The organism is Pseudoalteromonas neustonica, assembly GCF_001653135.1.
Taxonomy (GTDB): domain Bacteria; phylum Pseudomonadota; class Gammaproteobacteria; order Enterobacterales; family Alteromonadaceae; genus Pseudoalteromonas; species Pseudoalteromonas neustonica.
This window is the reverse complement of record NZ_BDDS01000010.1, coordinates 53126-67988: the sequence shown is the minus strand read 5'-3', so window position 1 is coordinate 67988 and position 14863 is coordinate 53126. Positions and strand designations below refer to the sequence as shown.

At 39.9% G+C, this 14863-nt stretch carries 11 protein-coding genes and 1 pseudogene; 4 read left to right on the top strand and 8 right to left on the bottom strand.

What is annotated here, in order from left to right:
- Positions 1-127 precede the first annotated feature (127 nt).
- A pseudogene (locus A7967_RS14765) lies at positions 128-2553 on the bottom strand (zinc-dependent metalloprotease).
- 162 nt (positions 2554-2715) lie between these two features.
- Here A7967_RS14765 and A7967_RS14760 point away from each other — a divergent pair.
- A complete protein-coding gene (locus A7967_RS14760; RefSeq protein WP_054203031.1) occupies positions 2716-3684 on the top strand; it encodes a class 1 fructose-bisphosphatase in 969 nt (322 codons plus the stop codon).
- Positions 3685-3800: 116 nt separating this feature from the next.
- Here A7967_RS14760 and A7967_RS14755 read toward each other — a convergent pair whose 3' ends face one another.
- The gene (locus A7967_RS14755; protein ID WP_054203030.1) at positions 3801-4127 is read right to left on the bottom strand and encodes a hypothetical protein; all 327 of its coding nucleotides are present in this window, start codon (positions 4125-4127) and stop codon (positions 3801-3803) included.
- 56 nt (positions 4128-4183) lie between these two features.
- On the opposite strand from A7967_RS14755, the gene A7967_RS14750 reads away from it, so the two are divergent.
- From A7967_RS14750 to A7967_RS14740, 3 genes are all read left to right on the top strand, one after another.
- Positions 4184-4540: a DUF5522 domain-containing protein gene (locus tag A7967_RS14750; protein ID WP_054203029.1), complete on the top strand. Its 357-nt coding sequence runs from the start codon at positions 4184-4186 to the stop codon at positions 4538-4540.
- Between the two features lie 170 nt (positions 4541-4710).
- Positions 4711-7149, top strand: coding sequence for a TonB-dependent receptor (locus tag A7967_RS14745; RefSeq protein WP_054203028.1), 2439 nt, complete (start codon positions 4711-4713; stop codon positions 7147-7149).
- 52 nt (positions 7150-7201) lie between these two features.
- Positions 7202-8734 carry a tetratricopeptide repeat-containing sulfotransferase family protein gene (locus A7967_RS14740; protein WP_054203027.1) on the top strand — a complete coding sequence of 511 codons (1533 nt, stop codon included), beginning with the start codon at positions 7202-7204 and terminating at the stop codon, positions 8732-8734.
- Here A7967_RS14740 and A7967_RS14735 read toward each other — a convergent pair.
- The 6 genes from A7967_RS14735 to A7967_RS14710 form a co-directional block, all read right to left on the bottom strand.
- Complete coding sequence (locus A7967_RS14735; protein WP_054203026.1) at positions 8731-9573, bottom strand: sulfurtransferase; 843 nt, start codon at positions 9571-9573, stop codon at positions 8731-8733. The two genes, A7967_RS14740 and A7967_RS14735, sit on opposite strands and share 4 nt — an antisense overlap.
- Before the next feature lie 83 nt (positions 9574-9656).
- Positions 9657-10439 carry a glycosyltransferase family 2 protein gene (locus A7967_RS14730; RefSeq protein WP_064435821.1) on the bottom strand — a complete coding sequence of 261 codons (783 nt, stop codon included), beginning with the start codon at positions 10437-10439 and terminating at the stop codon, positions 9657-9659.
- 59 nt (positions 10440-10498) lie between these two features.
- The gene (locus A7967_RS14725; RefSeq protein ID WP_054203024.1) at positions 10499-10918 is read right to left on the bottom strand and encodes a group I truncated hemoglobin; all 420 of its coding nucleotides are present in this window, start codon (positions 10916-10918) and stop codon (positions 10499-10501) included.
- The gene (locus tag A7967_RS14720; RefSeq protein WP_099458990.1) at positions 10918-11745 is read right to left on the bottom strand and encodes a DUF3034 family protein; all 828 of its coding nucleotides are present in this window, start codon (positions 11743-11745) and stop codon (positions 10918-10920) included. Before A7967_RS14720 ends, A7967_RS14725 begins: the two co-directional genes overlap by 1 nt.
- Positions 11738-14056: a bifunctional diguanylate cyclase/phosphodiesterase gene (locus A7967_RS14715; protein ID WP_054203022.1), complete on the bottom strand. Its 2319-nt coding sequence runs from the start codon at positions 14054-14056 to the stop codon at positions 11738-11740. Before A7967_RS14715 ends, A7967_RS14720 begins: the two co-directional genes overlap by 8 nt.
- A complete protein-coding gene (locus A7967_RS14710) occupies positions 14049-14708 on the bottom strand; it encodes a methylamine utilization protein (RefSeq protein WP_054203021.1) in 660 nt (219 codons plus the stop codon). Before A7967_RS14710 ends, A7967_RS14715 begins: the two co-directional genes overlap by 8 nt.
- Between the last annotated feature and the right edge of the window lie 155 nt (positions 14709-14863).

Here is a 14863-nt window from a genome sequence, read left to right as displayed (position 1 = left end):
TCAAAAAGACTAAAAATGGAAGGTGGCTAGGTTAACAAAAAACCAGTTTTATGCAAGAAAAATGGTAGGCGCGATTTTACATCGCGCATGGGTGCCTCAAGTGCGCGGGATAAACCCGCGCCTACATTTAAATAGGTGAACCCGGTGGAATTGGTAATGCTTTAAAGTTTTCAGGCCATTGCCCTGTTTTTAAAAATTGACTTATTTGATCAGCTAAATACTGTTTAAACGCACTATCGCCTACACTGGCACTGCTTAGTAGTGAATCCTGCTGGTAGACTTTATTCAATTTTACTAAGTAATAACGCAGCTGAGCTTGCACTTCTGGCGCTACTTTATCACTGGCCACTAAGTCAGCGAACTGTTTGGCAGTAAGAAGTTGTACTCGCTGGTCAATTTTACCTGCCATGCCTTTTTTACTCTGAATTAAAAACACTTGCTGATACACTTTTGCAAGTAATTCATCCAGACTAAAAAATGCATCACTGCGCACTTGTTGTTGCGCCAAACGGTTTAAACGCTGGCTATTAAGCAATAAAGATAAGCTATGTTGCGCCGCCACTTCAGGAAGTGCCATGGCATCAAGCGTTAACCCCGTGCGACCTACAATGCTTTCTCGATTTTTAGACTCACCATACGCCTTTGGTGGGATCAGCGCTAAAATAGACTCAGGCAACACTAAATTATCTGCATGTAATGTTTCAAAGATAGCTGTTAGAGCAAGCTGCTGAGTTCGTTTTTCAACAACTTGCGCACCTTTTATCGCGGTATCACCCCGTACTTCATAGTCATAATCAACACCTGCAATTAATTTAACCGCAGACTCAACTTGATAACGATGAAATAAATAAAGTGGCACTAACATTTCTTCTAACTGTGAAATCGACACGCCCGTTTTAATATTTTTAATACCAAAATTAGCCAAAGCAAGTTTTCGCACAGCCAGTACACGCGTTAACTCATCACTTGGCGATGCCCCATTATCCCAAAGGTGTGCTGTTGGGTGAGCACCGCCTTTTGCACGTGCATCGGTATCAGAGATAAACTCAAGCCCCTTGGCTTTATTATCAGCCAAAATAGCAGCAAGTTCAGCGTCTTCATCAAGATTAGTGAAATCACTGTAACCATATTTTATAACTTGCGTGTCCCACTGCCCCATACCATGTGCATAACCACGACTAACATCAAGTTCACCTTTATCTGTAAAGCTTAATAATGGGTGTGGGTAATCCATCACTGATGCGCGATCGGCCACTGATGCTGAAAAGTTATGGGCTATACCAAGGGTATGACCAATTTCATGAGCGCTAAGCTGGCGAATACGATCTAAAGCCATTGCTTGTAGGGTTTTAGCAACTTCGTTACCCTCTAAGTAAGGCGCAGCTAAGGCTTCTGCTATTAATATATCTTGGCGAACGCGTAACGAGCCAAGCGTTACATGGCCTTTTAAAATTTCCCCGGTGCGAGGATCAATTACGGAGCTTCCATAAGACCATCCGCGTGTAGCACGATGTACCCATTGAATAACGTTGTAGCGAATATCCATCGGATCCGCATCATCTGGTAACACTTTTACAATAAAAGCATTTTTATAACCTGCTTGAGCAAACGCATCATCCCACCACTTAGCACCGTCTAATAAAGCGGTTTTTACTGGCTCAGGAACACCTGGATCTAAATAATAAGTAATCGGCTCAACAGGATCGCTTATCGGTAATGAGGGATCTTTTTTACTAAGACGATGACGCGGTATATACCGTACCAGCATTGACTCGCTCAAAGGCGCTGCATAGTCTTTGTGTTCAATACTCCAATACCCCGATTGAGGGTGAAATTTACGCGGTGTGTAATTATCATCAGGTAATTGAATTAATGAATGATGCATATGCACAGTTAATGCATAAGGGTCGGCACTTACTTGACGAATAAATTCCCCCGGTTGAGAGCCTTTAAAAGTGAGTACAGCCTCAAGCTCAGTGTTTTTAACAAACGCTTTTGAACGTTCAACAAGCACAGCACTGCGATTTTCGTCTAAACTAAAGTTACCTTGTTTACGCGCAGCGAGTGTTCGGCTTACACCATGTACATCACTCAATAAATAAGGAGTGTAATCAATACGGCTTGTGGGTTTTGTGCAACAACTTTAAAACCCGCTAAAATACTTGATGCAAACGCTTCTTTTATACTTTTTTGTTCAGCTTTATTTGTGGTATTTGCACGATAATAAGTATTGATTGCTCTGAGCATCACTTTGTCGCCAAAGCGCTCAAACTGCACTAAATGTGTATTGCCAAGTTGGCCTCGGTCCAGGCCAATATCGTTAGAGCCAACACCGTAAGGTAAACTTTGTTGTAGTAAAAATTGCTGTTTCAGTTTATCTACTTTTAAGTAAATTTTACCGTTTTCATTATCGTAGTAAAAAGAGAAATAGCCCGGAAAATGATTCATTTGTTCAGTAAAATCATTTATAGACTTAATTGCTGCGTGCGCTTGGGTTATCATAGTTAGCAACACAGTAAAGAGTATGTAACGTATCAATGGTATTTTTTGCATAATCTTATCTTTGTTATTCGCGTTTTAAGATTGTATGGGTACTTCCAGTATAGGATGTTACATCTAAAATACAGTTATTTAAGACGAAATTCAGCGCTTGCTGTCATAGTCGCTCTCACATAAAAAGATTATTACAGCCCATAACGTTATCAGGAAAATAGAATGCGTAGACTTCCACCGGTTTTACTTGAAGACGGTTGCCCAAGAGAATTAATTTCTTTGATCCGAACCATTTTAGCTGCATGTAAAGAAATTTCTTTTCGTGTTGGCCAAGGTGCACTTTCAGGCGTACTCGGTTCAACACTTGATGAAAACATTCAAGGCGAAACACAAAAAAAACTTGATGTAGTAACCAACCAGCTCCTCAAAGACATATTACTGGAATCAGGCTACGTAAAAGCGATTGCCTCTGAAGAAGAAGATTACACCGTTGCGGGTAACCCTGACGCTGAATATATCGTCGCATTCGACCCGCTTGACGGCTCATCAAATACCGATATCAACTCATTAGTCGGTACTATCTTCTCTATCATGAAAGCACCTGAAGGTTCAGATGCAGCAGATCAGAGCATCTTTATGCAGCCGGGTAAAAATCAAGTTGCGGCGGGTTATGTTTTATATGGCCCATGCACTACTCTTGCGCTAACAACCGGTAAAGGTACACGTTTTTTCACCCTTGATAAAACGCACGGCACATTTTTACTTACTCAAGATTTTGCCCAAGTACCTGAAGACACTAACGAATACGCTATTAACGCATCAAACCAACGCCATTGGCAACCAGCTATGCAAAGTTACATTGATGACTTAATGGCTGGCGAAACAGGCCCACGCGCTCGTAACTTCAACATGCGTTGGATTGCAGCCATGGTAGGTGATGTGCATCGTGTTTTATGTCGTGGTGGATTATTTACTTATCCTACCGACACTAAGGATCCAAACAAACCAAATAAACTACGCTTACTTTATGAAGCAAACCCAATGGCCATGCTTATCGAACAAGCTGGCGGCATTGCATCAACAGGCACTGAGCGCATCATGGATATTCAACCAGACGCCATTCACCAGCGTGTAGCCGTTATTTTAGGTTCTAAAAACGAAGTAGAAACCTGCTTGGGATATCATAAGTAATAGCTGTAAGCTGTAAGCTGTAAGCTGTAAGCTGTAAGCTCAAAAATATAAACCATGCTTGTTAAGTCAAGCACGGTTTATATTTTATCTCTAAACTGACGGCTAACGGCTAACGGCTAAATTTTCAACAACTCAACCAATCTCTCAATTTTACTATTATCGAGATCACCCATTTGTTCGCTGTTGCTTAGGGCATAAATTGCGCCTTCGACAGCGCTGTGGTCTATGTCGGTTCTTGATTCAATAACATTGGCCCACAGCTCAATATCGTCTAAATCTATCTCGCCGGCAAGGCATCGAGTGAGCACATCGAGTACAGCTTCGAGCGTTAATATGTAGGCTGGGCTTTGATCATCTGCTAGTGATGAAACAATAATGCCGATGGCTTCGTCTTTGTGTTTACCAAAGGTGGTAAATTCTGCTAAGGCTTGTGCTCTGTTCATATGTGTTTATCTGTTATTCTATAGATGATAATTATTAAAGCTTAAATGAATATTGAATGACTACTTTAGCCTGTTCGCAATGCCAAGCTACTCTCACCTGCAATGTTGATAATATCAATGCCTGTTGGTGCAATGAGCTGCCTGCTATTTTACCGCTTGATAGCACAACCACCAGCTGTTTATGCCAAGTGTGTACTTTGGAAAAAATTAATACATTTTTAAACACGCTGTATCAGCGCCCCCTTAAAGAACAAGTCGCTTTTGCTAAGCCCTTTCAAAGTAATGCTAATTTAATTGAACGCCTCGATTATGAGATGCAAAACGGCTATATGGTATTCAGTCGTTGGTTTTTTTTAAAGCGCGGCAACTGCTGCAAAAACAACTGTAAAAATTGTCCGTACCGAAAACAGTAAATAGTTATTCAAATAATTTAAATAATATTGCAAATAACGCATGACTATCAGAATAAAAATACATTACAATTGGATATAAATTCACTAATAATTTACTTAATTGCGCCTTACAAAGTGGTTTAGGCTACTTTTTAAGCATAAATATACTGTAACTTATTCGGAAAATGAACATGACTGCCTTTAGACCTGCATTACTTGCCTCTGCCGTTTCTGCCATTTTATTTAATAGCCAACCACTATCAGCCGCTGAATCAGCAATTCAAGCAGATAAAGCAATCGAAACTATTCAAGTAACTGCAACTCGTCGTGCGGGTTCAGTGCAAGAAGCCCCCCTTAATATTACCGCTCTTGATGGCGATGTGATCAAAGATCAAAACATTGGTGATCTTGAAGATATAGCGCGTTGGGTGCCCGGTTTAACTATTTCTGATCAAGGCGGGCGTGAAGGCTCACCGATTATTGTCCGCGGCTTAAATACCAATACCTCTGATCGTATTTCTGACGGCGGTACTGTTGCTACTTATGTGGGCGAAATTCCACTTAATATTGATTTACGTTTAACTGATGTTGATCGTGTTGAAGTACTTATTGGCCCGCAAGGCACTTTGTATGGTGCTGGTACATTAGGTGGCGCTATTCGTTACTTATTAAAGCAGCCTGAGCTTGATATTACAGAAGGCCAAGTAACCGGTGATATATTTGCATTAAATGAAAGTGACGGTACGGGCGGTGAGTTTGGCTTGGTATTCAATACGCCTTTAATTGAGGATGTGTTGGCTATTCGCGCCAGTGTAAATCATTACACTAACCCAGGTTATATCGATTATAACTACGTGGTGCAAAACCCCGGTGTATCAAACCCAAATCCAGATTTTACCAATCAGCAAGATGTAAACGCCAACTTACGCCGTGTTAGTGACGTAAATGATGAGCAAATCACTACTGGTCGTGTATCACTGCGTTGGCAAGCTAATGAAGCGGTTGAGGCTACGCTTAACTACTTTTATCAAAAGCAAGAAAACGGTGGCAATTCAACATCGCAATATAATTCACTAAGCGATACCAACCCATTACACGGTATGATTGGTCAATATGAAAATGCCGCGCGTATTCTTGAGCCAGGTGAAGAAGAAAACGATTTATTAAGTTTAGAGATCAAAGCTGATTTAGGCTTTGCTGAACTTGTGTCGGCATCAGGCTGGTCAAGCTATGAGCAATCTGGGCAACGTGACCAAACTGATTTGCTTTACGATATTTGGAGTGGTTATGCTGATTTCCCTGCGTTTGTAGCGCAAACTTTGGATACGTCAAAACGTGATAGTTTCACTCAAGAAATTCGTTTAGTGTCTAACTCTGATAGCGCTTTTAACTGGATTGTCGGTGGTTATTACAACAAACTTGAAACTCACTCAGACGATCGCGAATACACACCCGGTTTAACTGAGTTTTGGGGCGATGATATTCCTAATCTGCAACAAGATCTCGAGTATATTTTAGTCAGTGACTCTGAGATCACTGAACAAGCTTTATTTGGTGAGGTAGGGTATGCCTTTACCGAGCAATTTAACGTGACACTTGGCGCGCGTTTTTACGAGTATGATGTATCAACAACATCTGGCTCAGCAACACCGTTGTACTCAGGTGATTTTTCATCATTAGATCAACTTACAATGGTGAATACGAGCGCCAGTGATAACGGTAACTTATTTAAATTTAATGCTAATTACACATTTAATTCTGGTGTACTTGCCTATTTTACCGTAAGTGAAGGCTTTAGAATTGGCGGTGGCAACGGTCTAGCACCTTGCCCAGATATATTACCTGAACAGCAAATAGTCTGTGCTCTTCCAAATGAAATTGGTTATGAACCCGATACCACAGTAAACTATGAGCTAGGTTTTAAATCAAGCTGGTTTAAAAATCGCTTACACTTTAATGCGGCGCTATTTAACGTTGACTGGAAAGACGCACAAGTAGGTACTGCAACCGTAAATGGTCAAGAGCTAATCACCTCAAATGCAGCTACAGCTAACTCAAAGGGCGTGGAAATTTCATCTCGCGCAATGATTGCTGATAACTGGACTGCCTACGCCACTTATGCTTATGCTTATGCAAAGGCACAGTTAACTGAAGATGCTCCTGGGTTATTAGGTGTACTGGACGATGAATACGCACAGTATCAAACATATTACGATGGCTCTGATGGCGACCGTTTACCAGGCGCGCCTGAGCATCAGTTTTCATTTGGCCTACGTTACGAGCAAGATGTACTCGATGATAAATTGCTAAGCATTAACTACGGTATGACCGCGCAAAGTGATGTGATCACTAAAGTCGGCTTAAAAGCTTATGGCGAAACACTTTCAGGTTATGCACTGAATAACTTATCAGCCAAGTTAACCGGTGATATGTGGTCAGCCACTCTCTATGTTGATAACTTATTCGATAAGTACGCGTTTACCTCGGTACGCCGTGATAAATCATGGGCTGGCATGGCTAAGTATGAAGAGCTAAACAAAGAACTGCCTAAATTACAACGTGTGTATGGTCACTACACCACAACTCCTCGTACTATTGGTATGAAGTTTACGTATAACTTTGAACTGTAATAACAGCTCTTTGTAAACTAAAAAAGCCTTGGTGTTTTACGCCAAGGCTTTTATGCTTATTACTATGCAATTAACATCCGTTCAAAAAAACCTACAACAACAAATTGAGCACGCTATTAATCATGGCAAGCTTAACGACGCGCATTTATTACTGGTCAGTAATATTAACAACACACCGAATGATCTCTTTAGTTATTTTTTACTCGCGCAAATAAACATTGCTGCAAACGATAATAGCAAGGCACATAAACTACTCAATAAAGCGATTAGCATTGATCCAATGCCATTATACTTTGCTCACTTGGCAAAATTAGCGGTACTCAGTGGCAAGCTGTTAGATGCGCAACAAGCGATTAATAAAGCAGTAAAGCACACACAGTTTAATGCTATTGAGTGCGATTTAATTGCCAATGTACTAACTCGTTTAGGGCACTATCAACTCGCGTTAGAATGGCAACTGCAGGCTCATCAACATGCTCCTACAAATCCACAGATGAGCTATAACTTAGCTGTAGCGTATAAAATAATGGGGCAATTTAATGATGCAGTACAGCTACTGCATTCACTTATAAAACAACACCCGCAGCATTTTCAGGCTCACTATTCACTGGCCGAACTTAACGATAACCAACAGGCTAAGCAGCATTTACAACTGCTTTTAGGTTTAACCGAGTACGCTAAAACCCCGATACAGCAGCAATTTTTGCACCACGCAATTGCACTTAATTATGAACATTGCACTGATTATAAGCAGGCCTTTACTCACTTTAATACAAGTAAAAAACTTATCTATCAAAATGTTAAATATAACGCACAAGCCCATCGTGAATTTTGTAGGCAGCTTATCGCTTTAAGTGACGATCATAGGCCGCAAATAAATCACAACAATTTTGCACCATTGTTTATTGTGGGTATGCCGCGCTCCGGCACTACTTTGATGGAGAAAATAATAAACCAGTCAGCACACGTACAAGGGGTGGGTGAACTCAATGACATTGCCCAGCTTTGCCAAGGCAATAATACTCAGCTGTTAAATAGTAGCGTAATCAATGCCGTGTATAAAAATAGCGAACTAACAACACAATTGGCTCAATATCAACAGCGTATTACGCAACTAGTGGATCCACAGCTACGTAGCTGCGATAAACAGCCATTCAATTTTTATTATATTGATTTAATTTTAGCAGCCTTTCCTAGTGCTAAAATTATTTGTATGCAACGCGGGAAAAAAGACAGCTGTATTGCTAATTTTCGCCAACTTTATAATCCAGCGAGTCCCTTTCATCACTACAGCTATAACTTAAATAATATAAAGAACTTTTATGAAGACTGCGGTGATTTGATTGAGCACTTTACAAATAAATACCCTGATAATGTAATCACTATAAAGTACGAAGAACTCGTAACTAATCCGATTGCAAGCACACAGCGGGTTTATGCATTTTGTGATTTAACGTGGCAAGAACAATGTTTAGATTTTTACAAACAACACAGCCCGTCAGCAACGGCAAGTAAAGTACAAGTACGCCAGCCTCTCAATAACAAAGCCATTGATTACTGGCAACACTACGGGTTTGCACTTTAACGTGCTGGGCTAGAGCCGGTTTCGATAGGCAACTCATCACGGCCGCCCCACTCACTCCATGAACCGTCGTATACATGTAAGTTTTCGTAGCCACATTCATCAGCAAACAATGCCAATATGCACGCTGTTACGCCCGACCCACAACTAAACTGTAAGATACTTTGGCCATCTATTACCGCCTCAAACGCCGCTTTTATTTGTGTCAGTGGCTTAGCTTCCCCGTCATTGAGCAATGCTGCAAACGGTAATGAACAACTATTAGGAATATGCCCACTGCGCATACCTTCACGAGGCTCTGCCATTTCGCCAGTGAAACGCTTATAGCTTCGTGCATCAAGCAAAAGTACATCATCGTCATCAATACCATTAAACACGGCTGCTGTATCGATAAAGTACCCTACACGCGCTCTTGCTTTAAAATTACCCTTGTGGTGATTTTGGCTGTATTCAACTTGAGTGAGGTAACCGAGTGATTGCCACTTAGCTAAACCGCCACTGAGAACCTTAACGTTGTCAAAGCCCATTGCTTTAAACATCCACCAGCCACGCGCGGCACTAAATAGCCCGCCATCTTCATAAATAACAACAAGTGAATCATTATCAACACCCAGCAATTGCATTTGCTCGGTAAACTGCTCAGGGCTACACATAGTATGCGATAAGCCGCTGGATAAATCCGCTAACTGCTTTTTAAAATCAAAGCGCAAAGCATTGGGTAGCTTAGCGTGAGGCTGATATTGCCCAGGTAAACCAGGACGCACCATTCCTGCATCAAAAATAACGAGTTTAGGGTCGGTTAGATGTTCATTTAACCACGTGGCGGTTACTAAATTTTTCATACTTTATATGTTGCTGCCTACAATATTTACTGACAATATCAGCGGGTAATAATGCTAAAAATACAAACAAACCAAAAATAGGTTTATTTTTTTTGCTTTTTATTTTGTTCATATAACTTTGCTTCTTTCAAAAAAGCATAATGAGCGGTCATCATTGATTTTATAAACCCTCGATTACCAAACAGAAAAAATCGACAGAATATATACTCTTTAATAAATGTAATAGGAAAAACAAGCAATAATTTCAAAATAGAATAGCGCTTACCTTGTATAATTTTTTCTTTTGCTCTTAAGCTTGAGTAAGTATTATTTTTGGCTGTTAAGGTGTCGATATCGTTATAACCATAATGTAAAAAATACTCTTTAGCATAAAGCTCTTTACCTTCTACAGTGGCACTTTCATGAACCAATTTTTTGGCGTTAAAACATGCATCACTTTTTTTGTAGAACCTGACATTATTTGGCTTTTTAACCCAACCAGTTGGAAACTTATTAATAAAGCGATCAATACGTTTTAAACGCACTGCGGTATATTTATCTTCCTCCATAGCATTACATAAGACCTGTAATGCAGAAGGCGTTAGTTCTTCATCACCATCTAAATTCAAAACCCAGTCAAAGCTACAATGTTCCATCGCTATTTGCTTTTGCTTCGCATAACCCTCCCATGGATGGTAAATTACCTTTGCACCTAGCTCTGTAGCTATTTCAACCGTGCCATCAGTACTGCCTGAATCAATAACAATAACTTCAGCACATTCGCTGACACTTTTAAGTGTATTTTCAATATGTTCAGCTTCATTCAATGTGACGATGAAAACACTGATTGGCGCTTTATTTTCTCTATTCTTTTTACTTTCCGACATATTTTTCACTTTAAAACTCTTTTGATAACCTAAACTAACAGCAATCGATAAAGCACTGTTTAAATTTCAATAATCTCAGCTCGTAATGGAGCCATTTTTGCTAACACTTTATTTTGCACTGTATGATTGATATTCAGTTCATTCATCGCATTAATAAGTAACTCAACAACATGATTGAAGTCAGTCTCATTAATATTCATACCAGTATGAATCGCGACCATGTCATCGCCGATGTACTCACAAGGCCCGTCAGTTAAAGCGCACAAGTGGTTAATAAACCCATCACGAAAATGCGTGATGTTTGCATCTTCAAAATAGTGAATTATTTTCTCATCGCGCGCAATCTGATTAATAAAGCTATCAATTAACCTTTCAATTCCTGCTTTACCATCTAGCTGCTGATACAACGTTGGACCACCAGTGGATTTACAGCCCCCCAGCATCAGCAATAACGCGACTATTATTAGTGTGCTTTTCATTACCAATACCCTGTTACTGATAAATACCAACCCGTTTGATCATCTGCGCCAGCTATACTGCCCAAGTCGAGCCAAGCAGCCGTAACGCTGACATACTTATTAGGCATCCAAGCGACAAATACATCACGCCAATCTTCTTCACCCAAACCTAAATTGTTTGATTTTTGGCGATATTCAATACCTACTGCAATATCACGGCTTAAGAAGATAGCCGTACTGCCTTCAAATAATAATTTTTGACGACTATTAGCGCCACCATAGCCAAGCAACCCCAACTGATTCGCTTCACTGTAGCGCGTAGTCATATTCCAAAACCAGTTGTAGCCCGCCAAAGCGCCTAAATGAAGCTTACTTGCTGCAAGGTAAATGTCTGTACCGCTTGTTTTTTCTGCGCCGACAAGTGTTGCTACGGCGCCATCGCGTAGTGATTTATGTTGCACGCCTAAACTTAATTGTGGCCATTGGCTATACACTATATCGCCGTATAAACGGATTTTAGCACCGGTGATTGACTGCTCTATTTTTGTGTTTAATGCTGGCACATCAAAGTGTTGCTCTGCATAACTGAATTCAACACGATTAAACAAATTGATCTGCGCACCACAAACATCAAGGGTATAATCACTTACGTCTGCGCGACTGCAAAATCCATTGATTGCAAACTCATCGTCTGTTGCATAACCTGCTAATTGCGCCCAAGGGACTAAACCTCCACCCGCGCTACCTTCAACTTGCGATACGCCAGGCGTTGCTAATAATTTCCCTTGCCCTGCAAAGTTACTAAATGGTAATAAACAAGCAATAAATCCCAAAAAAAACTTAAGCATGCTCATTGTTAAACTCTTTTAACCATTGTTCAAAAACATCCGCTTTTAAAGGTCGGCTCAAATAATACCCTTGCACATGATCGCATTTCATACTTTTTAACAACTCAAGTGACCCTGCAGTTTCCACCCCTTCTGCAACAACTGAAAACCCTAACTGGTGGCCAAGCGTGATCGTGGATTCTACAATAAATTGATCTTTTTCTGATTCATCAAGTTTTAAAATAAAGCACTTATCCAGTTTAAGCTCGTCGATAGGTAACATTTTCAAGCGCCCCAGCGATGTCTGTCCTACACCATAATCATCGAGTGAAATTTTCACCCCTATTGCTTTAAGATTTTCAAGCGCTTGAATGCCTTTCTCTTCATTTTCGATCATATCGCGCTCAGTCAGCTCTATTGTGATCAAGGCAGGCGCGACCGAATAATTTTTTAATGTGCTCACTAAATTAGAATGAAATCCAGGGTATGCAATATCTTGCGCTGAAACGTTAATTGCAGCTTGCATATAAATGCCATTTTTCTGCCATTGTTCAACCTGCTTAATCACCGTTTTTATAACCCACTCGGTCAGCTCAACTATCAAACCTGACTGCTCAGCTAAATCAATAAATAGCTCCGGCGAAATCCAACGGCCATCTTTTTGCTGCCAACGGATCAAAGATTCAACTTTATCAATTTTTTGTGAAGCAATATTTAATTTAGGCTGGTAAGTCATAAATAATTGGCCGTCGTCATCTGCGATAGCCTGCTTAAGCTCATCAATCATTACTAAGCGCTCTAGATGCTCCTCATCTTCACCCGCTTGATAATAATGAATACTCTCATGGGCATTCTCACCGTTATCAACAGCGATTAATACGCGACGAATTAAGTCATCCGCTTTTAGGCCTTGAGCAGGATATTGCACAACTCCGGTACTAAAACGCAGGTTAATTTTTAATTTCTGAATGGTGTAGCAAGCCTGTAACTGCGCCATTAAACCTACAATGTCATTTTTAAAGTTCTGGCTACCATCACTTGGAAATACAGTTAAAAACTCATCACCACCAATACGTGCATGCAAGCCACCAAACTCATCAGAAAACTCGGCTATACGACCTGCAACTGCTTTTAAGCAATCATCGCCAATGCGTGGTCCTAACTTATCGTTGATATGACGCAAGCCGCGGATATCGATAGCCACCAGTGTATATTCTCGATCTTTATTTAACTGCTCATTGAGTACTTCTAGCATTGCTGAACGATTATAAAAGCCTGTAAGGGTATCATGTTTAGCTGCAAAACTAATTTGCTGCTCACGCTCTTGAATATCGTTACCCATGTTTTTAAATGCATCAATGAGTGTTGAAATTTCACTACTTTGCTTTTTACTCATCGCATCAACGCTATAATTACCACGCGCAAATTGACGCGCTAAACTGGCTAACTGCGATAACGGCATAGTCAAATTTTTTGCAAGTAGGCTACTGGTGAAAATACCTATTACTATCGTAATTGCGGCCAGAAACATTAATGTAAAAAATAGTCGCTCAAATTCACTGTAGCTTTGTGTTAGATCAGCACTGAGCATCACATTCACTGAATGCTGGTTAAGTGACGGTAGAGAAAGATCGCGATTGCGATATACAAGCTGCTCGCCAAAAATACGTGAGGTGGTTTTTTTATGGAAGTACTCTGTTGGTATAAATGGAACTGGTCGCTCTAATAAGGAGCTTCGTACTAAATCATCTCCTTTGGCAATAAAACTAACATCTAAACCGGTTAAGTTTTTAAGCTCCAGCACAACACTTTCATCAATTTTAAAACCCACCAAGCTATATGCTACGGTGCGCGGCGCCTTAACGGGTAGTAAAATCACTTGGTAAAGCTCATTATTTAATACAACAAAATTAGACTGTTCTGAGTTGTTTAATAACTCACTCATTAACTGTACTAAATCATTGCTAAAATTCTGCTGCGGGGTATTTGATGAAATTAACTTACCCGATAAATCAAGTAGTAGCATTAAATCTGCATTAATACGCTGGCTGTGGTTATATAATACACTACTAATAGTATCAGCATCGCGAGTGGCTACCGCTTGTTTAAAACCAAAATCAGAGGTCAATACTTTTGCTGCGGTGAGCAATAAGCTTTGTTTAGCGCTTAAGTATTGCTTATAAACATTTTCAGCGACATTAATATCCTGTGTGACCTTTTTTTCATTAAATTCGCTGGTTGACCACCAAAAACTAAATAGGCTAACCATTGTTGTTAGCAGCACCAAGCCAACACATAAAATAATGATGCGATTTTTTAAGCTATTAGTCATTGCGACCCTTAAACTTATTACCAAACGTGTTACGCGGTGCAGGATCTGCTGTTTGCAAGCTAAGTTGTATATTATTCGGTGTGTTTATCGCTAATGAAATAATTTTTTTCTCTTCAAGCGTCGCTTTTTGTAAAGGATTCCATGCGCTTAATTGAACAGGTAATGTCACATTTTTAAGTTCGATACGACCTTGTTCGTCACTTTGGTAAACATGCTTATTTTTTGACACATAGATATACCCAACCATTGAATCATGGATATTACAGCCTAAAACAACAATACCTTCATTATCAAATGTAATTGGCTTTTCAGGTTGTCCTGAATAAAGCTTTAATTGAAAGGGCTTTGTTGGTGAAAATGAATAAACATGATGGCGAATATTATCGCTATTAGGAAAATTAACTTGTTGACCTTGTTGGGCAATTAATAAAACCGGTGAAAATTGCTTATCCACTTGATCCATTTCAAGAATAGATAAATTATCTTGTATCGTAACGCTGTTTGCATTTACATGCTCAACCACTGTATTGCTCAGAGGAGCGCCATACTGATCAACAAAATTAAGTGTTAGGTTAGCTGCAAATACGTTATTCGCAAATATAAGCCCGGCAACACCTAATATGTATTTAGTGATTACTAGTTGCCATGTCATTTGGCGATTCCTTGTTTTATCATCACTAATATATACCTTGAGTTCGTTTTAACCTAAGTTAATTAAAGACAGGCCCTAAATGCAAGAATAAAAGCCCAATCACTATAAATTATAGCTAAATTTTGGGCTTTTGATTCTGTTAACTTGAAAACTAA